Here is a 19,075-nt window from a genome sequence, read left to right on the forward strand (position 1 = left end):
CGCGCTCACAGGGGGGTGACGTACGCGCCGGTGATGCCGCCGTCGACGACGAACTGCGCTGCGGTCATGAACGAGGCGTCGTCGCTGGCGAGGAACGCCACAGCGGCGGCGATCTCGGCCGGGTCGCCGAACCGGCCCATCGGCACGTGCACCAGCCGCCGGGCGGCCCGCTCCGGGTCCTTGGCGAACAACTCCAGCAGCAGCGGCGTGGCCACCGGCCCGGGGCACAGCGCGTTGACCCGGATGCCCTCGCGGGCGAACTGCACGCCCAGCTCCCGGGTCATCGCCAGCACCCCGCCCTTGCTCGCCGTGTACGCGATCTGCGACGTCGCAGCGCCCATCAGCGCCACGAACGAGGCGGTGTTGATGATCGAGCCCTTGCCCTGGCGGCGCATGTGCGGGATGACGTACTTGCAGCACAGGTACACGCTCGTGGTGTTCACCCGCAGCACCCGTTCCCAGGCGTCCAGGCCGGTCTCCAGGATCGAGTCGTCCTCAGGCGGCGAGATGCCCGCGTTGTGGAACGACACGTCCACCCGGCCGTGCCGCTGCACCACCCCGTCGAACAGGTCACGCACCGCCGTCTCGTCGGCCACGTCGGCGGCGACGAACTCGCCACCCACCTCCTGCGCGGCCCGGGTACCGGCGTCGGCGTCGATGTCCACGCACACCACCCGGGCGCCCTCGGCGGCGAAGCGGCGTACGGTGGCGAGCCCGATGCCGCTGCCCGCGCCGGTCACCACTGCCACCCGGTCGGAAAGCCGTCCCTGCACTGTGATCACTCCTCGGTGCCGATGAACACGTTCTTGACGTCGGTGAAGGCGTGCAGCGCGTCCGGACCCAGCTCCCGGCCCAGGCCGGAACGCTTCATCCCGCCGAACGGGGTCCAGTAGCGCACCGAGGAGTGCGAGTTGACGCTGAGGTTGCCCGACTCGACGGCGCGGGCCACCCGCACCGCGCGCCCGACGTCCCGGGTCCAGATCGAGCCGGAGAGCCCGTACTCGGTGTCGTTGGCGAGCCGGATCGCGTCGGCCTCGTCGTCGAACGGGAGCACCGAGACGACCGGGCCGAAGACCTCCTCCCGCCAGTGCCGGTCCGCCGGGGAGCCGGCGAGCAGCACAGTGGGGGCGTACCAGAAGCCGGGGCCGTCGGGGCACGAGCCGGTGAATGCGACGTCCGCCCCGTCGATGTACCCGGCGACCCGGTCCCGGTGCGCGGCGGAGATCAGCGGCCCCATCTCGGCCGTCTCCCGGGCCGGGTCCTCCACCCGGAACGCCCGCACGGCCGGTTCGAGCAGTTCCAGAAACCTGTCGTACACCCGGCGCTGGACGAGGATCCGGGAGCGGGCGCAGCAGTCCTGGCCGGCGTTGTCGAAGACCGCGTACGGCGCGGTCGCAGCCGCCTTCTCCAGGTCCGCGTCGGCGAAGACGATGTTGGCGGACTTGCCGCCCAGCTCGAGCGTCACCCGCTTCACCTGGGCCGCGCAGCCGGCCATGATCCGGGTGCCGACCTCGGTCGAGCCGGTGAAACAGATCTTGCGGACCGCCGGGTGGGTGACGAACCGCTCGCCGACCACGCTGCCCCGGCCGGGCAGCACTGTGAAGACGCCGTCGGGCAGGCCGGCGTCGCGGGCCAGCTCGGCCAGGCGCAGCGCGGTGAGCGGGGTCAGCTCGGCCGGCTTCAGCACCACCGTGTTGCCGGCCGCGAGCGCCGGGGCGAACCCCCAGCCGGCGATCGGCATCGGGAAGTTCCACGGCACGATCACGCCGACCACGCCCAGCGGCTCGTGGAACGTGACGTCGAGCCCGCCGGGCACCGGGATCTGGTGGCCGGTCAGCCGTTCCGGCGCGCCCGCGTAGTAGTCGAGCACGTCGCGGACGTTGCCCGCCTCCCAGCGGGCGTTGCCGATGGTGTGCCCGGCGTTGCGCACCTCCAGGAGAGCCAGCTCCTCCAGGTGCGCGTCGACCTGGGCGGCGAACCGCCGCAGCAGCCGCCCCCGATCCCCCGGCGCCACGTGACGCCACGTCTCGAAGGCCGCAGCCGCCCGCGAGACAGCAGCATCCACGTCCTCCACGGAGCACCCCGGAACGACCCCGATCCCCGCCCCGTCAACAGGCGAGATCACCTCACCCACGCGGTCCCCTCCCCTCACCTCGGCGATCTTGCAGTTGCTGCCCCGGCGAAAGCCGCACAACACCCGCGCCAAGGGTCGCAAGTGCAAGATCGCGGGAGCGAGAGGGCGCGGACGCGGGCGAAGGCGAGGGCGCGTACACGTCAGAGGCGTTCGAAGCCACGGTTCAGCTCCCAGTCCGTCACCGCGGCGTCGAAGGCGGTCAGCTCGACCTTCGCCTGGTTGGCGTAGTGGGCGGCCACCTCGTCGCCGAACGCCTCCCGGGCCACCTCCGAGCGCTGCCACAGGTCCAACGCGTCACGCAGCGTGGTGGGCACCCGCTCGGCGTCCGGGTCGTCGTACGCGTTGCCGGTGCACTCGTCCGCCAGCTCCAGCTCGTTCTCGATGCCGTGCACCGCCCCGGCCACCAGCGCGGCGATCGCCAGGTACGGGTTGACGTCGGCCCCCGGCACCCGGTTCTCCACCCGCATCCCCTGCCCGTGCCCGACCAGCCGCAGCGCGCAGGTGCGGTTGTCGGTGCCCCAGCGCAAAGCGGTCGGCGCGAACGAGCCGGGCTGGTAGCGCTTGTAGGAGTTGATGTTGGGTGCGAAGAACAGGCTGAACTCGCGCATGGTGGCGAGCAGCCCGGCCAGCACCCGCTGCCCGGTGACGCTCAGGTGCGCGGGCCCGTCCCCCAGCATCGCCGAGGAGCCGGAGGCGTCGCGCAGCGAGAAGTGGATGTGGCAGGAGTTGCCCTCCCGCTCGTTCGGCTTCGCCATGAACGTGATCGCCATGCCCTCCTGGGCGGCGATCTCCTTGGCGCCGTTCTTGTAGATGACGTGGTGGTCGGCGCAGCGCACCGCCTCGTCGTACCGGAAGGCGATCTCGTGCTGGCCGAGGTTGCACTCGCCCTTCGCGCTCTCCGGGGTGAGCCCGGCGCCGGCCATCTCGGTGCGGATGCGGCGCAGCAACGGCTCGACCCGGGCGGTGCCGAGCAGCGAGTAGTCCACGTTGTACTGGTTGGCCGGCGTCAGGTCGCGGTAGCCGCGCTGCCACGCCTCCTCGTACGAGTCGCGGTAGAGCACGAACTCCAGTTCGGTGCCGGCGTACGCGGTCAGCCCGTGCGCGGCCAGCCGGTCGAGCTGCTTGCGCAGGATCTGCCGGGGCGAGGCGACCACCGGGCCGGAGCCGTCCAGCCACTCCAGGTCGGCCAGCAGCAGCGCGGACCCGGGTTGCCAGGGCATCCGGCGCAGCGTGTCCAGGTCGGGGCGCATGGCGAAGTCGCCGTAGCCGCGTTCCCAGCTCGACATCGCGTACCCGTCGACGGTGTTCATGTCGACGTCCACGGCGAGCAGGTAGTTGCAGCCCTCGCTGCCGTGCGTGACCACCTGGTCGAGGAAGTAGGGCGCGTGGAACCGCTTGCCCTGCAGGCGGCCCTGCATGTCGGTGAGCGCGAGCACCACCGTGTCGATCTCACCCTCGGTGACGGCGACCCGCAACTGTTCCAGCGAGAGCGGCGTTGGTTTCATCAGGGGCCTCCATCACCAAGGTCTACTGGCAAACCGGATCACCGTCAATGCCCCGGCGAGGTCGGGTGCGAAACCGAGGAGTGCACATGCGCCGTCGTACCGTCGCGGTCGTCGCCGCCGTCCTCGCGATCGTGCTCGCAGCGACCGACGCGCACGCCGACCGCAGACCCGCCGAGGGGCGACCCGCCGCCGGGCCGGACCGGCCGGCGACCGCCGACGCGCGACCGGTCACGCTCGACCTGCGCGGCTTCGACGGGCGCGCCGGCTGGTCCGGCTACGACCTGACCCGTCCCCGCGTCGTCGCGACCGGGCTGGAGGCGCCGTGGGGGCTGGCCTTCCTGCCCGACGGCAGCGCCCTGGTCGCGCAGCGGGACCAGGGCACGATCCTGCGCGTACGCCCGGGTCGCCCGGCCCGGCAGGTGGCCCGGATCGCCGACGTGGCCGCGGGCGGCGAGGCGGGCCTGCTCGGGCTCGCGGTCTCCCCCCGGTACCGCCGGGACAGGTGGGTCTACGCCGCCTACACCACGGCTGCCGACATCCGGATCGTCCGGTTCCGCCTCGGCTCGTCCCAGCCGCCGCAGGTGCTGGTGAGCGGCATCGCCCGCAGCGCGGTCCACGACGGCGGCCGGATCGCGTTCGGCCCCGACGGCATGCTCTACGCCGGGATCGGCGACGCCGGGGTGTCCGCCCGCGCGCAGGACCTGACCAGCCGCAACGGCAAGATCCTGCGGATCCGCCCGGACGGCGGCGTGCCGGCCGGCAACCCGTTCCCCGGTTCGCTGGTCTACAGCTACGGCCACCGCAACGTGCAGGGCCTCGCCTGGGACCGGCAGGGGCGGCTGTTCGCCACCGAGTTCGGGCAGAGCACATGGGACGAGGTGAACCGGATCGTGCCCGGCGGCAACTACGGCTGGCCGCTCGTCGAGGGCGTCGCCGGTGATCCCCGGTTCCGCGACCCGGTCGTCGTCTGGCCGCCCGCGCAGGCGTCCCCGAGCGGTGCCGCGTTCACCAGGGGCACGCTCCACGTCGCCGCGCTGCGCGGCGCCCGGCTCTGGGCGGTGCCCGTCGACGCCGCCGGCCGCGTCGGCGTACCCGTGGCGGAGCTGGTCGGCACGTACGGCCGCCTGCGTACCGTCGAGGTGGCGCCCGACGGCGCGCTCTGGGTCGCGACCAGCAACCGCGACGGCCGCGGCACCCCAGCGGCCGGCGACGACCGCATCCTCCGCTTCCCGCTCACCCACCGCCGCCCCACGATCTGACCCTTGGGGTACGCGGACAGCGTCCCCGCGTCAGCCACGAACCCGTGCCCAGGCCAGGAAGCGGCCGTGCAGATCCGGCGCGTGGTCCGGATTCAGCCGGGCGAGGTGTTCCCGCGCTTCGGCCATCAGCCCGCCGAGATAGAGAAGCAGCGCGGTGCGGTCCTCCCGGTACTCGACGAGCAGCGACAGCCGGGCCGGCTGGCAGGGCCACTCCGCCCCGCAGTTGCGGCACCGCCAGAGCGGGCGCATAGGCAGGTGCGGAACCACGCGCCGGCCCATCACCGCAGCCGACGGGCGATCGCACGCGCCTCGTCGTCGGTGAGCGGAAGGAACCAGAAGAACCGCCTGACGATCTCGGGTGGCTCCGGCCCCTCGACTCGGCCACGCAGATCCCGGATCGCGCCGCGCACGAGGAACGCCATCATCCGGATGAGCGCTGCCGGATCGAGCTGATCACGCGGAATGCGTCGCAGGGCGGGACACGGCCACGGCTCCCGGCAACGCTCGCATACCCAGTCCGGCTCGTACCCGATGTGACCGATGGCGCTGAGGACACCGACCAGAACCGTCACCACCGGCCCCCGTTCGCCCGCCACTCCTGCGCCGGTGTCAGACGCCCCGGGCTGCCCGGGCGAACCGTGGGAAACACCCGGGTCGGCTCGCGCATCCACGCCGGCAGGTTGCTGCCGGGGTCGCGCTTCGGCAGGGTGGGCAGCTCCCGGGTACGGCACCGGAACCATCGGACACGCACATCGGCCTCCTCGTTGATGGAGGGGGCCGCCCGGCATCGTCGGGACCGGGCGGCCCCGGGCTGGAATCCGCCCGTGCTCGCCTGCGACGAGCGGATCCGCATGCGTGACAGTCTGGTGAGGACACCGCTACGGTCGGAAGGCATCGAGCCTGGTCACGGCGCACCAGTGAAGCGCACATCCCAGCGCCGGATGGTGAATGAAGTTCACGCACGAACTGTGGAGGAACTGTGGAGGAACCGACAGCCGACCTCATCCGATCGCAACTCCGCCGGATGCGCTCCGCCGCCGGTCTCAGTCAAGAGGAGTTCGGCAGGCTCCTGCACTACTCCGCCTCCATGGTTTCGGCAGTGGAGACTGGGGCCCGTCCGCTGGATCGCGTGTTCCTCGCCCGAGCAGATGAGGCGCTGAAGACCGGCGATCTGCTGACGACACTGCTGAACATGGCCAAACGGGAGAGCCAGCCTTCGTGGTTCCAGCCCTGGCTGGAGGCCGAACGCGCGGCCCGACAGCTTCGGTACTTCAATCCGTCTCTGATCCCTGGCCTGCTTCAGACGGCGAACTATGCCCGCATGGTGCTGCGCTTCGACAGCACGAGACCGTCCGAGGAAGTGGAGAAGCGGGTAGCTGGACGGCTGGAGCGGCAGGAGATCTTGCTCCGCGACCATCCCCCGCTCGTCATCGCAGTGATTGATGAGTCAGCGCTCCGCCGCCGTGACGCCATCATGGCCGAGCAGCTCGCGCACCTGCTGCACGTGGCCGAACTCCCGCACGTCCAACTACACGTCATTCCAGCCGATGCCGGCCATCACGTCGGCCTTTCCGGGCCGCTGGCGCTGGCCCACTCGGCGGAGGGCGGCTGGGTGGGACACCTGGAGAACCAGCTTGACGGTCTGCTCATCGATGGCGAGGATGCGATGGCGACGCTCCTGGCACGGTGGGAAGGCGTCCGCAGCGTAGCCTTGCCGCAGACCCTGTCGGTCTCCCTGATCAAGGAAGTTGAGAGTCAGCATGGACCTCAGTAACGCGATCTGGAAGAAGTCCACCCGCAGCGGCACGAGCGGTGGCGACTGCGTGGAGGTGGCCGACAACCTGCCGGGAGTGGTGCTGGTGCGTGACAGCAAGGACCGCGACGGCGGAACCCTCCACGTCACCCCGTCCTCGTGGCGGTCGTTCGTCTCACTGGCCAAGCAGACCGGGCCCGCAGCCTGACCAAAAGGCCATCTCACATCGGCTGGATCCAGGCGGATCGCCACTGCGGGGACGGGTCCGCGCCGAGGCTCGTCCAGTACTCCCGGCCCTCGACGATCCGCCCGTCCCGCACGGTCCAGAACGACGCGACCCGATGCACGCCCATCCCCTCGTGCGGCACCTCCACCTCGGACACCACAGTGTCGCCTGATGCCACCACCCGCAGCACCCGGATCGACCAGCCCTCCGGGTACTCGGCGTTGACCTTCACGTAGTTGTCGCGGTCGACGATCCGCTCGGCGCTGACCGGCCACTCGACCACCACGTCGTCGGCCAGCAGCTCGCCGACGCCGGTCCAGTCGCGGGCCTGCATGCGATCCCACAACGCGCGTACCACCGCTTCCGAGTCCATGGCCGGATCATGGCAGGCCCCACCGACAGCTACGACGGCTCGGCGGGCTCGGGCTCGGGTTCGGCCTGGTCGACGGTGCGGCGCGGGCCGGTGAACCACTTGCGGGCCGAGGCGTACCACCAGATCGCGACGCCGAGCAGCACGCCACCGATGGCGATGGGCGCGTAGTTGACAGCCGTCCAGCTGAAGTCGGGGTTGCCTGGTACACCCGCTGGGACGATCGGCAGCACGAAGTAGACCGAGATGACCGCGATCTCGACCACCGCGATCCAGCCGAGCAGCTTGTAGCGGCGGCCGAGCGTCCACGGGCCCGGGGTGAACCGGTCGCCCATCCGCAGCCGCAGGAAGATCGGGATGATGAAGGACAGGTACAGCCCGATCACCGCGACCGACACCACCGCGTAGAACGCCACAGGGATGCCGCCGCGCTGGTAGAGCGCGGGCAGCGTGAGCACCAGCCCGGCCAGCGTCGCGCCGATGATGGCGTTCACCGGCGTACCGTTGCGGTTCACCTTCGACCAGAGTTTCCAGCCGGGCACCGCGCGGTCCCGGCTGAACGCGTACGCCATCCGCGACATCGACGTCACGCAGCTCATGCCGCAGAAGAACTGCCCGATGGTGGAGATGATGATGACGGCCTTGAAGAAGAACGGCGTCAGCGCGGACTCGAAGATCGCCCCGGAGAAGCCGCCCGCCTCGTTTATCGCGTCCACGTCGGTGGCCGCGAACAGGAACGCCAGCAGCAGGATCCAGCCGCCCACCGCCGAGTAGAAGATCGACCGCCACAGCCCCTGCGCGGCGGCCTTGGACGCGCCCCGGGTCTCCTCGGAGACGTGCGCGCAGGCGTCGAAGCCGGTGATCGTGTACTGCGTGAGCAGGAAACCCAGCGGCAGCACGTAGAACCAGAACGCCAGCCCGCTGGTGTCGCCGTCACCGAAGCCGGAGTTGTTGAACCGCTCGGTGAACACGAACTGGAAACTCTGGTGGTTGTCCGGGACCAGGACCAGGATCAGTACCACGGCGGCCGCGCCGGCGACGTGCCACCAGACCGAGACGTTCTGGAGTACGTCGATGATCCGGTGCCCGTAGATGTTGATCAGCCCGTGCAGCGCGAGGATCACCACGAACAGCCCGAACGTCTGGTGCCCGGTGCCGGCCCAGCCGTCGAACAGCGCCGACAGCGTCAGGTTGAGGAACGTGGCGCAGCCGTAGTCGACCGACGCGGTCACCGCGACCAGCCCGATCAGGTTGAGCCAGCCGGTGAACCAGCCGTGCACCGGCCGGCCCATCGTCGCCGCCCACCAGTAGATCCCGCCCGCCGTCGGGTACGCCGACACCAGCTCGGCCAGGCAGAAGCCGATGATCAGGATGAACAGCGAGATCAGCGGCCAGCCCCAGGAGATCGCCACCGGGCCGCCGTTGTTCCACGCCTGGCCGAACGTGGTGAAGCAGCCGGCCAGGATCGAGATGATGGAGAACGAGATCGCGAAGTTGGAGAAGCCGCTCCACTTGCGGCGCAACTCCTGTTTGTAGCCGAGTTCGGCGAGTCGTCGGGCGTCGTCGTCCATCGGCTGCTCGGCGGTCGGCGCGGGCGTCGTGGCCACTGCACACCTCCTCGAGGCGATGCTCGTGCGAGTGCTCGCAGTGTGCTCCCGGCCGATCAAGGCGGTCAATACGTACCCCGGTAATTGCGTTGTCGCCCGATCCCACCCGGGGCATCATTGTGGGCGTGACCAGGCCCGACCCGACGGGCCGGCACCGGGCGCTCGGCAACGCCCGGTCCGCGGCGGCGCGCGGCGTCCACCTCTCTCTCACTGAAGTACGGCGATCGGCCGTACCCTCCGGACGCCCCGCGCCGCCGCTCCCTACCGGCCGACTGTCACCGTCAGCCCGGGCGCAGCCACCTCCACCGGGCCGGCGAACCCGCGCCGTACGGCGGCCAGCGCCTCCCGCGGCTCCGTCCCCGGCCACAGATGGGTGAGCAGCAGGCGCCGCACCCCGGCCTCGACGGCGTACCGGCCGACCTCGACGGCGCTGGACAGGTTCCCCTCGTGCCGCTGCGGGATGTCGTCCGGATAGGTCGCCTCCGCGATCAGCAGGTCCGCGTCGCGGGCCAGCTCCACCAGCGCCGGGCTGGGTCCGGTGTCCCCGGTGTAGGCGAGCACCAGGCCCGCCGCCGAGAACCGGGCCCCGGCGTTCGGCACCCAGTGCGGCAACGCGAACGTCCGCACCTCGTACGGCCCGAGACGCAGCGTCTCCCCCGGTGTGAACCCGGTCAGCCGGTACCCGGGTTCGAGCAGGCCCGGCTCGTCGATCGCGAGCAGTCCGGCGAGGCTGCCGGTGGGGGCGTACACCGGCAGGGGCGGCCCGGACCGGTTCGCGAGCACCCTGGCGCGGACCAGCGGTTGCAGGTCGGCGCAGTGGTCGGGGTGGCCGTGGCTGACGTAGACGGCGTCGACGTGCTCCGCCCTCGTGAGCGCCAGCAACGGTTGCAGCGTCGCGTAGCCGGGGTCGATCAGCAGCCGGAAGCCGTCGTGTTCGACGAGGAAGCCGGCGCAGGCCTGGTGGGCGGTGGGGAAGGCGCCGAGGCCGCCCAGGACTGTTGTCCGCATCCGGTCGACCGTACCGGCCGGGTGGTCGCCGGGTGGCCCGGCGACGGTCAGACGAACAGCAGCCCCGCGACCCACAGCGCGGCGATCATCAGGCCGGCGGTGAACTCCAGGACCATCGACAGCCCGGCCGCCTTGAGCGCCTGCACCGTGGCCGGCCAGGCGAGCCGGGTGTCGCCGAGCCGCAGCCGTTCGGCGCCGAAGATGCCGCCGACGAAGCCGATCGGCAGCCCGACCACCGGGATCACGAAGAACCCGACCACGCCGAGCAGCCCGCCAGCCAGCAGCGAGGTGGTGGGCACGCCGGTCCGCTTCAGGTTGCGCCCCGGCCAGAGGTACTTGAGCACGGTGCCACCGGCGGCGATCGCCGTGGCGGCGGCGAGCACCGCCCAGCGACCCGGCCCGGCGTCGCCGAACAGCGTCCACACCAGTACGCCGCCACAGCACAGCGGCAGCGCCGGTAACCCGGGCACCACCACCCCGGCCAGGCCGGCGACGATCGCCAGCGCGGCGACCACCGACACCACGGCCTGCGAATCGGTGAGGCTCACCGGTTCTCCCTTCCTCGCCTGCCGCGTGCGCGGGAGGTGTTAAGCGGGGCCCCCTCCTCTACCGGAGGCGTTAAGAGGGGGCCCTTCCTTACCCGCCCAGGCGGGCGCGGATGCCGTCGGCGGGCATCGGGGCGCCGAACAGCCGGCCCTGCCCGGTGTCGCAGCGCAGCGCCCGCAGCCGTTCGGCCTGCACCTCGGTCTCCACCGCCTCGGCCGTCACCGACAGCTCCAGCGCGTGCGCCAGCCGGACCAGCGCGTCCACGATCCGCTCGTCCCGATGGTCGGCGACCGCGTCCCCGCCGTCACCCCGGATCCCCTCGACGAACGGGCCGGCCAGCTTCACGCAGTGGATCGGCAGCCGCCGCAGGTACGCGAGGTTCGAGTAGCCGGTGCCGAAGTCGTCGATGGCCAGCCGCAGCCCGAGGCCGGCGAGCTGGTGCAGCGTCCGCAGCGGCTCGCCGGCGCTGCCCATGACGGCGCTCTCGGTCAGTTCCAGCTGCAACAGCTCCGCGGGCAGGCCGGTGTGCTGCAACGCCTCGGCCACCGTCTCCACGATGGCCGGGTCGTCGGCCTGCCGGGCGGCCAGGTTGACGCTGACAACAGGCGTGGTGTCCGGGTACGCGCGCCGCCACGACTCGGCGTCGCGGCACGCCTGACGCAGCACCCAGGCGCCGAGCCGGACGATCAGGCCGGTCTCCTCGGCCAGCCCGATGAACCGGTCCGGCCCGATCAGCCCCAGCTCCGGGTGCTGCCAGCGCACCAGCGCCTCGACCGCCACCATCGTGCCGTCCAGCAGCGACACGATCGGCTGGTAGTGCAGCACGAACTCGCCCCGGTCCAGCGCGGCGGGCAGATTCGCGGCCAGCGCGGAGCGGGCGATGTCGGCGGCGCTGCGCTCCGGGTCGTACACCGCCCAGCGGCCCCGGCCCTCCGCCTTGGCCCAGTAGAGCGTGGTGTCGGCGGCCTTCATCAGGTCGCCGACGCTCGTCTCCGCCGCCGGGCACTCCACGATGCCGATGCTCGCCGACACGGCGAGCTGCTGGTCACCGACGTGCACCGGCGCGGACACCGCGGCCAGCGCCAGCTCGGCGACCTCCACCGCGTCGTCGATGCCGCCGTCGGAGTCGACCAGGATGACGAACTCGTCGCCACCCATCCGGGCCACCAGGTGGCCGCGCCCGGCCACGCAGTCGCTGAGCCGGCGGGCGATCACCTTGAGCAGCCGGTCGCCCAGGTCGTGGCCGAGGCTGTCGTTCACCGCCTTGAAGCCGTCCAGGTCGATGAAGCACAGCCCGACGCGCTGGTCCGGACCGGCGCCGTCGAAGACGTCACCGAGCGTCTCGAAGAACAGCGTCCGGTTGGGCAGGCCGGTCAGCGGGTCGTGCAGCGCCTGGAAACGCAGCCGCTGCTGCAACTCGTACCGCTGGGTGATGTCCTCCACCATCGCCACGGTGAACCGGGGCCGGCCGTCGTCGTGCCGGATGAGCGAGACCGCGAGGTCGGTCCAGACCACGCTGCCGTCCTTGCGGTAGTAGCGCTTCTCCACCCGCGCGCTGTCCCGCTTGCCCTCGATCAGCTCCTGGTACAGCTCCCACATCCCGGCCGCGTCGTCGGGGTGGAACAACGCCGAGACGTTCATCCGCCGCATCTCCGCGACGGCGTAGCCGAGCATGTCCGCGAAGGACTGGTTGACCTCGATGATCTGCCCGTCCACCCCGGCGATGCCGATGCCGATGGCGGCGCCGGTGAAGACCGCCCGGAACCGGGCCTCGCTGTCCCGCAGCGCCTGCTCGACGGTGTCCCGGGCCTGCCACGCGGACCGGGCGATCCGCTCCTGCTGGCTGAAGACCCGGTCGCGCAGCGCGCGGGCGAACCCGGCGGCGAACGCGCCCTGGAGCAGCGCGACCCGCTCACGCAGCTCCGGCGACTCGGTGCGCGACGGCAGCACCCAGGGCAGGAACCGGTCGCCGAGCGCCTGCACCGACCAGTCGAGCACGCCGGGCTCGGTGAGGTGCGCCTGGACCAGGGCACGCCCCACCTCCTCCGCCGGGCGGGCGGAGAAGGTGGGGGCGAGCAGGGCCTCGCCGAGTCGCTCGGTGAGCGGCACCAGCAGGCGCTCGGTCTCGGCCGCGCTCAGCGGCACGAACCCGATACGGCGCACCGCGCGAGCCCACTCGGCGGCGTACGCGGCGGCGCCGGGCCGGCTGACGTCTCCCCCGTCGCTGTCCGGGGCGCGCATGGGGCTCAGCCGGCGGCGCGGTCGTGCCGGGCGACGCCGCCGAAGGCCCCGAACCGCTCCGGGTGCTCGTCCACGTCCGACGGGGAGTCGGGCCGCCACAGCGGCATGTGCACGACGCCCGGTTCGAGGATCGTCCAGTCGCCGAAGAAGCCGGTGATCTCGGCCCGCGAGCGCAGTGTGATCTCGGTGGCGGTACGCGCCGACAGCCGCTGCGCGTCCAGCATCTCCTGCGGCTGATCCTCGAACGTGGAGTGGGAGATGACCAGGTAGCTGCCGGGTGCGGCGGCGGCGCGCAGCGTGGCCAGGATGTCGGCCGGGCGGTCGGCGTCGGGCACGAAGTGCACCACGCCGGCGAGCAGGATGCCCAGCGGCCGGTCGAAGTCGATCAGGCCGCTGGCGCGGGCGTGGTCCAGGATCAGCTTCGGCTCGCGCAGGTCGGCCAGGATCGCCGTGGCCCGGTCGTTGCCGGCGAGCAGTTCGTGGCTGTGCGCCACGGCGACCGGGTCGATGTCCACGTACACGATGCGGGCGTCCGGGTCGGCGGCCTGGGCGACCTCGTGCACGTTGCCGACGGTGGGGATGCCGGAGCCGACGTCGAGGAACTGGTCGATGCCGGCGTCGAGCAGCACCCGTACGGCCCGGCGCAGGAACTCCCGCCCGGAGCGCATGGTGGCGGCCAGGTTCGGCGTCATCGCCGCGATCTGTTCGGCGAGCTGCCGGTCGATCTCGAAGTTGTGCGCCCCACCGAGGAAGTAGTCGTAGACCCGGGCGGCGCTCGGCCGGGTCAGGTCGATCTCGGTGGGCAGGCTCTCCGGCGTCTGCATCGCTCGGTCCCCCAGGTCGTCGTCCGCCGTCGATGGCGGATCATGTGGTCCAGACCACTCTAGGCCGGTACGGCCGGGTTCGGGAGATCCACTGGAGGCGATGCCGGCGGCCCGGTTCAGGCGGCCGACTCCAGCAGCAGCGAGATGCCCTGGCCGACACCGATGCACATGGTGGCGAGCGCCCGCCGGCCGCCCCTTCGGCGCAGTTCCAGCGCGGCGGTCAACGCCAGCCGGGCACCGCTGGCGCCGAGCGGGTGACCCAGCGCGATGGCCCCGCCGCCGGGGTTGACGTGCTCGGCGTCCTCCGGCAGGCCCAGCTCGCGCAGCACCGCCACCGACTGCGCGGCGAACGCCTCGTTCAGCTCGATCACGTCCACGTCGGCAAGCGACAGGCCCGTCCGGTCGAGCAGCTTGCGGGTCGCCGGAACCGGACCGATGCCCATGATCCGCGGCGGTACGCCTGCCGACGCGGCACCGCGTACCCGGGCCAGCGGGGTGAGGCCGTAGCGCTCGACGGCGGCCGCGGAGGCGACGAGCAGCGCGACGGCGCCGTCGTTGACGCCGGAGGAGTTGCCAGCGGTCACAGTGCCGCCCTCGCGGAACGGGGTGGGCAGCGCGGCGAGCTTCTCCAGCGACGTCTCGCGCGGATGCTCGTCGGCCTCGACCAGCTTCGTCTCGCGCTTGCCCGCGGGCACCGTCACCGGGACGATCTCCTCGGCCAGCCGGCCGTCGGCCTGCGCCTTGGCGGCCCGCTGCTGCGACCGGTACGCGAAGGCGTCCTGCGCGGCCCGGTCCACGCCGAACTCCGCTGCCACGTTCTCCGCCGTCTCCGGCATCGAGTCGATGCCCCACCCCTTGCGCATCAGCGGGTTCACCAGCCGCCAGCCGATCGTGGTGTCGTACACCTCGGCGGTGCGGGCGAACGGCGTGGCCGCCTTCGGCATGACGAACGGCGCGCGGCTCATGCTCTCCACGCCGCCGGCCACCACCAGGTCGGCCTCCCCGGCGACGATCGCGCGGGCGGCGGAGGCGAGCGCGTCCAGGCCGGAGCCGCAGAGCCGGTTGACGGTGCTGCCCGGCACCTCCTCCGGCAGGCCGCCGAGCAGCGCGGCCATCCGGGCCACGTTGCGGTTGTCCTCGCCGGCCTGGTTGGCGCAGCCCAGGATCACGTCGTCGGTGCGGGCCCAGTCGACCGAGGGGTGGCGGGCCACCAGCTCGCGGACGACGTGCGCGGCCAGGTCGTCGGGGCGGACCCCGGCCAGCGCGCCGGCGTACCGGCCGATCGGGGTGCGGACTCCGGCAACGAGATAGGCCACTGTCATCGCGCGTACGTCCTTCGGGGGTGGGAAGGGGCCGGTCGGCGGGTCGCGGGGGTACCCGGCGCCAGGATATCCGTGACCGGAGCGGATAGGTTTGCCGCATGTCCGGGGCCCAGTTCAGCGCAGAGACCAGCGGCGGCGGCGCGTTCGTCCGCCAGCCCAACCGGTTCACCGGCCGGGTCACCCCGCACTCCACAGCACCCGAGGGGGGCGGGCCGGACGAGCAGGGACGCTGGCCGCTGGAGGCGGGCCGCTACCGGCTGATCTGGTGCCGGGCCTGCCCGTGGGCGCACCGGGCCCGGATCGTGCGCGGCCTGCTCGGGCTGGACGAGGTGATCTCGCTGGGCACCGTCGACCCGATCCGGGACGAGCGGGGCTGGCGGTTCGCGCTCGACCCGGACGGCTTCGACCCGGTGCTCGGCATCGGCTTCCTGTCCGAGGCGTATCTGTCCACCGACAGGGACTACACCGGCCGGGTGACGGTGCCGGCGCTCGTGGACACGCTCACCGGACGGGTCGTGACGAACGACTATCCGCAGCTCACGCTGGACTTCTCGACCGAGTGGCGGCGGTTCCACGCGCCGGACGCCCCGGATCTGTACCCGGTCGAGCTGCGCCCGGAGATGGACGCGCTGATGGCGGAGATCCACCGGGACGTCAACAACGGCGTCTACCGGTGCGGCTTCGCCACCTCCCAGGAGGCGTACGACGAGGCGTTCACCGCGTTGTTCGCCCGCCTCGACGCGCTGAGCGAGCGGCTGTCCGGTCGGCGCTATCTGATGGGCGACGCGATCACCGAGACGGACGTGCGCCTGTTCACCACGCTGGTGCGCTTCGACGTGGCGTACCACGGCCACTTCAAGTGCAACGAGCGCAAGCTCACCGAGATGCCGGTGCTGTGGGCGTACGCGCGGGACCTGTTCCAGACGCCGGGGTTCGGCGAGACGGTGGACTTCGACCACATCAAGCGGCACTACTACGCCACCCACGACATGATCAACCCGACCCGGATCGTGCCGCTGGGGCCGGACCTGTCCGGCTGGACCACCCCGCACGGACGTGGTTGAGGACACCGGCCGCCGGATCGCCGCCGCGTTCGCCGCCGTCTGCCTGGCAGCCGGCGCGGCAGCGGTGACTGTCGCGGTGATCGCCGGTCCCGGCCCGGGCCCCATCGCGTACGTGAGTGAGGCGGGCATCACCGACAGCGGGTACGCCGGGGCGTACCGGATCGGGATCTTCTCGGTGGCCGCGTCGCTGCTGCTGCTCGCCGGGTCGCTGCCACCGGGGTTGCGGGCGGCGGCCGGGCTGCTCGGCGTCGGCGCGGTCGCCACGGTGCTCTCCGGCGCCGTCACGTGCAGCGAGGGCTGCCCGCTGCCGCCGTTCGAGGCCACAACGGTGGCCGACCTGGTGCACGGCGGTGCGAGCATCGCGGCGACCGCCGCGGTGGTGCTCGCCATGCTCGTACTGCTGTTCTCCCCGGCGGCGGACCAGGGGCTGCGGCGGATCGCCGCGGTCGGCGCGGCGGTGGCGCTGCCGGTGGCCGCCGTAGTAGCGGCGGCGCTGCTCCTGGTCGGGCGCAGCGCGCTGCTCGGGGTGTCGGAGCGGGTGCTGCTGGTCGTGGTCGCCGCCTGGGGACTGGTCACCTCCGGCTACCTGGCTGTAAGGAGCCTCACCGGCGACGGTCCTTCCGTTCCGGCCCGGGGCGGGAGTAACGTGTCGCGACGATGACCAATGTCTGGTGCCTCACCGAGCGCCTGTACGTCGATCTGCGACGGCAGGCCAGCGGCGTCTGTCCGGCGTAGCTCCACGCCCCGACGCCCGCCTTCCCTCTCCAGACCTTGGATCCGTCCTCATGACTTCCGCCCTGCGCAGAATCCCCTTCTCCGTCCAGATCCTGCTCGGCCTCGTGCTCGGCGTGGCGCTCGGTTTCCTCGCCCGCGCCGCCGACCTCGCCTGGCTGACCAGCACGCTCGACACCGTCGGCGGCCTCTTCGTCCAGCTCCTCAAGCTCGCCGTGCCGCCGCTGGTCTTCACCGCCATCGTGGTCAGCGTGGTCAGCCTGCGCGGCGTCGCCAACGCCGCCCGGCTGGCAGTCAAGACGCTGCTCTGGTTCGGCGTCACAGCGCTCATCGCGGTGAGCATCGGCATCGGCCTCGGCCTGCTCACCGACCCCGGCCGGGGCGTCAACCTGGACCCGGCCGGCGCCACCGCGCCGAAGACCACCGGCTCCTGGATCGACTTCCTCACCGGCATCGTCCCGACCAACCCGGTCGGCGCGTTCGTCGAGGGCAACGTCCTGCAGATCGTCTTCCTCGCCCTGGTGGTGGGCGCCGCCGCGCTGCTGGTCGGCGACGCCGCCGAACCGTTCGTGGCGCTCAACCGCTCGCTGCTCTCGATCGTGCAGAAGGCGCTCTGGTGGGTCATCCGGCTCGCCCCGATCGGCACGCTCGGCCTGATCGGCAACGCCGTCGCCTCGTACGGCTGGGACCTGCTCGCCCCGCTCGCGAAGTTCACCACAGCCGTCTACGTCGGCTGCGCGCTGGTGCTGTTCGTGGTCTACCCGGTGCTGCTCGCGGTGGCCGGCAAGCTCAACCCGCTGCGCTTCTTCGCCGGCGCCTGGCCCGCCATCGAGCTGGCGTTCGTCTCCCGCTCCTCGGTGGGCACCATGCCGGTGACCCAGCGCTCGGTCGAGCGCCTCGGCGTCCCCCGCGAGTACGCCTCCTTCGCGGTGCCGTTCGGCGCCACCACGAAGATGGACGGCTGCGCCGCCATCTACCCGGCGCTCGCCGCGATCTTCGTGGCGCAGGTCTTCGGCGTGAACCTGGGCGTCACCGACTACCTGCTGATCGCGTTCGTCTCGGTGGTGGGCTCGGCCGCGACCGCCGGCCTGACCGGCGCGATCGTCATGCTGACGCTGACCCTGAGCACGCTGGGCCTGCCTCTGGCCGGGGCCGGCCTGCTGCTGGCCATCGACCCGATCCTGGACATGATCCGTACCGCCACCAACGTGGCCGGGCAGGCCGTGGTGCCGACCATCGTGGCCGCCCGGGAGGGCACGCTCGACCGGGCCGCGTACGACTCGGCCGGCAAGCGCGACCTGATCGAGCCCGCCGAGACCGAGCGGCTCGACCCCGTACCCGCCTGATCCACACCCCTTCGGGTGCGTCTCCTGAGAAGGAGGCGCACCCGTTGCCACGACCGGAGGATCCGAGAATGAGCGCCCTGTTCACCCCGCTCGCCCTGCGCGGCGTCACGCTGCCCAACCGGATCGCGCTGGCGCCCATGTGCCAGTACAGCGCCGGGCCCGACGGCCTGCCCACCGACTGGCACCGGGTCCACCTCGGCTCCCGCGCGGTCGGCGGGGCCGGACTGGTGATCACCGAGGCGACGGCTGTGGTGCCCGAGGGCCGGATCAGCCCGCAGGACATCGGGCTCTGGTCCGGCGCGCACGTCGACGCGTGGCGGCCGATCACCGCGTTCGTCGCCGCCCACGGCGCGGTCCCGGCCGTGCAGCTCGCGCACGCCGGGTTCAAGGCGTCCACGTACCGGCCGTGGGCCCCGCGGCGCGGCGGCGTGCCGGACGCCGAGGGCGGCTGGACCCCTGTCGGCCCCGGCGACCAGCCGTTCGTGCCGGAGTACCGCACACCGACCGCGCTGGACGAGGCGGGCATCGCGGCCGTGGTGGACGCGTTCGCCACCGCCGCCGGACGGGCGCTCGACGCCGGGTTCGCCGCCGTGGAGATCCACGCCGCGCACGGCTACCTGCTGCACGAGTTCCTGTCCCCGCTGACCAACCGGCGCACCGACGGCTACGGCGGTGACCGGGCCGCCCGGATGCGGCTCACCCTGGAGGTGGCCCGCGCGGTACGCGCCGCCGTCGGCGAGTCCGTGCCGGTGCTGACCCGGATCTCCGCCACCGACTGGACCGACGACGGCTGGACCGTCGACGACAGCGTGGTGCTCGCCGGGGAACTGGCCGCCACCGGAGTCGACCTGATCGACACGTCCTCGGGCGGCGCGGCCGTCCAGGCGTCCATCCCGGTCGGCCCCGGCTACCAGGTGCCGCTGGCCGCCCGGATCCGCCGCGACGCCGGCGTGTCGACCGGCGCCGTGGGCCTGATCGTCGAGCCCGAGCAGGCCGAGCAGATCGTGGCCGGCGGCGAGGCGGACCTGGTGCTGCTGGGGCGGGAACTGCTGCGCGACCCGTACTGGCCGCGCCGCGCCGCCGCCAAGCTCGGCGCCACCCCGGCCTGGCCCGACCAGTACACCCGAGCCTTCTGACC

20 protein-coding genes are annotated in these 19,075 nt (G+C 72.3%); 7 read left to right on the forward strand and 13 right to left on the reverse strand.

Annotated features, from left to right (window positions below; genetic code table 11):
- Positions 1–5: 5 nt before the first annotated feature.
- The 3 genes from FB454_RS09620 to FB454_RS09630 form a co-directional block, all read right to left on the reverse strand.
- The gene (locus FB454_RS09620) at positions 6–773 is read right to left on the reverse strand and encodes a 3-oxoacyl-ACP reductase (RefSeq protein ID WP_013284647.1); all 768 of its coding nucleotides are present in this window, start codon (positions 771–773) and stop codon (positions 6–8) included.
- A 5-nt stretch (positions 774–778) separates the two neighbouring features.
- Positions 779–2,134 (reverse strand): aldehyde dehydrogenase family protein, encoded by a 1,356-nt coding sequence (locus FB454_RS09625; protein ID WP_145822835.1) that lies wholly within the window; start codon positions 2,132–2,134, stop codon positions 779–781.
- Between the two features lie 140 nt (positions 2,135–2,274).
- Entirely contained in the window at positions 2,275–3,639 is a 1,365-nt protein-coding gene (locus FB454_RS09630; protein ID WP_145822836.1) for a glutamine synthetase family protein, read from the reverse strand.
- Positions 3,640–3,725: 86 nt separating this feature from the next.
- Here FB454_RS09630 and FB454_RS09635 point away from each other — a divergent pair, with 86 nt between their 5' ends.
- Positions 3,726–4,898 (forward strand): PQQ-dependent sugar dehydrogenase, encoded by a 1,173-nt coding sequence (locus FB454_RS09635; protein ID WP_145822837.1) that lies wholly within the window; start codon positions 3,726–3,728, stop codon positions 4,896–4,898.
- Between the two features lie 30 nt (positions 4,899–4,928).
- Here the strand turns inward: FB454_RS09635 and FB454_RS09640 are convergent, their stop codons facing one another.
- The 3 genes from FB454_RS09640 to FB454_RS09650 are packed head-to-tail and all read right to left on the reverse strand — an operon-like array spanning position 4,929 to position 5,649.
- Positions 4,929–5,177 carry a flavin reductase gene (locus tag FB454_RS09640; RefSeq protein WP_145822838.1) on the reverse strand — a complete coding sequence of 83 codons (249 nt, stop codon included), beginning with the start codon at positions 5,175–5,177 and terminating at the stop codon, positions 4,929–4,931.
- A complete protein-coding gene (locus tag FB454_RS09645; RefSeq protein ID WP_486485409.1) occupies positions 5,177–5,470 on the reverse strand; it encodes a hypothetical protein in 294 nt (97 codons plus the stop codon). Before FB454_RS09645 ends, FB454_RS09640 begins: the two co-directional genes overlap by 1 nt.
- Complete coding sequence (locus FB454_RS09650) at positions 5,467–5,649, reverse strand: hypothetical protein (protein WP_073830305.1); 183 nt, start codon at positions 5,647–5,649, stop codon at positions 5,467–5,469. The genes FB454_RS09645 and FB454_RS09650 overlap by 4 nt, the downstream gene beginning before the upstream one ends.
- Before the next feature lie 273 nt (positions 5,650–5,922).
- Between FB454_RS09650 and FB454_RS09655 the strand changes: the two genes are divergently transcribed.
- Positions 5,923–6,672: a helix-turn-helix domain-containing protein gene (locus FB454_RS09655; protein WP_145822894.1), complete on the forward strand. Its 750-nt coding sequence runs from the start codon at positions 5,923–5,925 to the stop codon at positions 6,670–6,672.
- A complete protein-coding gene (locus tag FB454_RS09660; protein WP_145822840.1) occupies positions 6,659–6,859 on the forward strand; it encodes a DUF397 domain-containing protein in 201 nt (66 codons plus the stop codon). The genes FB454_RS09655 and FB454_RS09660 overlap by 14 nt, the downstream gene beginning before the upstream one ends.
- Before the next feature lie 13 nt (positions 6,860–6,872).
- Here the strand turns inward: FB454_RS09660 and FB454_RS09665 are convergent, their stop codons facing one another.
- From FB454_RS09665 to pcaF, 7 genes are all read right to left on the reverse strand, one after another.
- A complete protein-coding gene (locus FB454_RS09665) occupies positions 6,873–7,250 on the reverse strand; it encodes a nuclear transport factor 2 family protein (protein ID WP_145822841.1) in 378 nt (125 codons plus the stop codon).
- Positions 7,251–7,279: 29 nt separating this feature from the next.
- The gene (locus tag FB454_RS09670) at positions 7,280–8,854 is read right to left on the reverse strand and encodes an amino acid permease (RefSeq protein ID WP_145822842.1); all 1,575 of its coding nucleotides are present in this window, start codon (positions 8,852–8,854) and stop codon (positions 7,280–7,282) included.
- Between the two features lie 261 nt (positions 8,855–9,115).
- Positions 9,116–9,862 (reverse strand): MBL fold metallo-hydrolase, encoded by a 747-nt coding sequence (locus FB454_RS09675; protein WP_145822843.1) that lies wholly within the window; start codon positions 9,860–9,862, stop codon positions 9,116–9,118.
- Positions 9,863–9,909: 47 nt separating this feature from the next.
- Positions 9,910–10,410, reverse strand: coding sequence for a DUF456 domain-containing protein (locus tag FB454_RS09680; RefSeq protein WP_145822844.1), 501 nt, complete (start codon positions 10,408–10,410; stop codon positions 9,910–9,912).
- An 88-nt stretch (positions 10,411–10,498) separates the two neighbouring features.
- Positions 10,499–12,649, reverse strand: a complete 2,151-nt coding sequence (locus tag FB454_RS09685) for a putative bifunctional diguanylate cyclase/phosphodiesterase (RefSeq protein ID WP_013474415.1) — start codon at positions 12,647–12,649, stop codon at positions 10,499–10,501.
- 5 nt (positions 12,650–12,654) lie between these two features.
- The gene (locus FB454_RS09690; RefSeq protein ID WP_114919674.1) at positions 12,655–13,473 is read right to left on the reverse strand and encodes an SAM-dependent methyltransferase; all 819 of its coding nucleotides are present in this window, start codon (positions 13,471–13,473) and stop codon (positions 12,655–12,657) included.
- Between the two features lie 116 nt (positions 13,474–13,589).
- Positions 13,590–14,795 (reverse strand): 3-oxoadipyl-CoA thiolase, encoded by a 1,206-nt coding sequence (gene pcaF, locus FB454_RS09695; protein ID WP_013284637.1) that lies wholly within the window; start codon positions 14,793–14,795, stop codon positions 13,590–13,592.
- Positions 14,796–14,893: 98 nt separating this feature from the next.
- Here pcaF and FB454_RS09700 point away from each other — a divergent pair, with 98 nt between their 5' ends.
- The 4 genes from FB454_RS09700 (at position 14,894) to FB454_RS09715 (ending at position 19,073) form a co-directional block, all read left to right on the forward strand.
- On the forward strand, positions 14,894–15,859 hold the full coding sequence (locus FB454_RS09700) for a glutathione S-transferase C-terminal domain-containing protein (protein WP_145822845.1): 966 nt from the start codon (positions 14,894–14,896) through the stop codon (positions 15,857–15,859).
- Positions 15,852–16,520: a DUF998 domain-containing protein gene (locus FB454_RS09705; protein WP_145822846.1), complete on the forward strand. Its 669-nt coding sequence runs from the start codon at positions 15,852–15,854 to the stop codon at positions 16,518–16,520. The genes FB454_RS09700 and FB454_RS09705 overlap by 8 nt, the downstream gene beginning before the upstream one ends.
- Before the next feature lie 136 nt (positions 16,521–16,656).
- Positions 16,657–17,937 (forward strand): dicarboxylate/amino acid:cation symporter, encoded by a 1,281-nt coding sequence (locus FB454_RS09710; protein ID WP_186461575.1) that lies wholly within the window; start codon positions 16,657–16,659, stop codon positions 17,935–17,937.
- 68 nt (positions 17,938–18,005) lie between these two features.
- Entirely contained in the window at positions 18,006–19,073 is a 1,068-nt protein-coding gene (locus FB454_RS09715; RefSeq protein ID WP_145753132.1) for an NADH:flavin oxidoreductase/NADH oxidase, read from the forward strand.
- Positions 19,074–19,075: the final 2 nt, after the last annotated feature.

The organism is Micromonospora sp. CNZ297 (assembly GCF_007827625.1).

Excerpts from the sequence above, each read along its gene's own strand:
- FB454_RS09675 (WP_145822843.1), bottom strand. The coding sequence starts at position 9,862 with ATGCGGACAACAGTCCTGGGCGGCCTCGGCGCCTTCCCCACCGCCCAC.
- FB454_RS09690 (WP_114919674.1), bottom strand. The coding sequence starts at position 13,473 with ATGCAGACGCCGGAGAGCCTGCCCACCGAGATCGACCTGACCCGGCCG.
- FB454_RS09635 (WP_145822837.1), top strand. The coding sequence starts at position 3,726 with ATGCGCCGTCGTACCGTCGCGGTCGTCGCCGCCGTCCTCGCGATCGTG.
- FB454_RS09715 (WP_145753132.1), top strand. The coding sequence starts at position 18,006 with ATGAGCGCCCTGTTCACCCCGCTCGCCCTGCGCGGCGTCACGCTGCCC.
- FB454_RS09685 (WP_013474415.1), bottom strand. The coding sequence starts at position 12,649 with ATGCGCGCCCCGGACAGCGACGGGGGAGACGTCAGCCGGCCCGGCGCC.
- FB454_RS09630 (WP_145822836.1), bottom strand. The coding sequence starts at position 3,639 with ATGAAACCAACGCCGCTCTCGCTGGAACAGTTGCGGGTCGCCGTCACC.
- FB454_RS09660 (WP_145822840.1), top strand. The coding sequence starts at position 6,659 with ATGGACCTCAGTAACGCGATCTGGAAGAAGTCCACCCGCAGCGGCACG.
- FB454_RS09640 (WP_145822838.1), bottom strand. The coding sequence starts at position 5,177 with ATGGGCCGGCGCGTGGTTCCGCACCTGCCTATGCGCCCGCTCTGGCGG.
- FB454_RS09700 (WP_145822845.1), top strand. The coding sequence starts at position 14,894 with ATGTCCGGGGCCCAGTTCAGCGCAGAGACCAGCGGCGGCGGCGCGTTC.
- FB454_RS09665 (WP_145822841.1), bottom strand. The coding sequence starts at position 7,250 with ATGGACTCGGAAGCGGTGGTACGCGCGTTGTGGGATCGCATGCAGGCC.
- pcaF (WP_013284637.1), bottom strand. The coding sequence starts at position 14,795 with ATGACAGTGGCCTATCTCGTTGCCGGAGTCCGCACCCCGATCGGCCGG.
- FB454_RS09655 (WP_145822894.1), top strand. The coding sequence starts at position 5,923 with ATGCGCTCCGCCGCCGGTCTCAGTCAAGAGGAGTTCGGCAGGCTCCTG.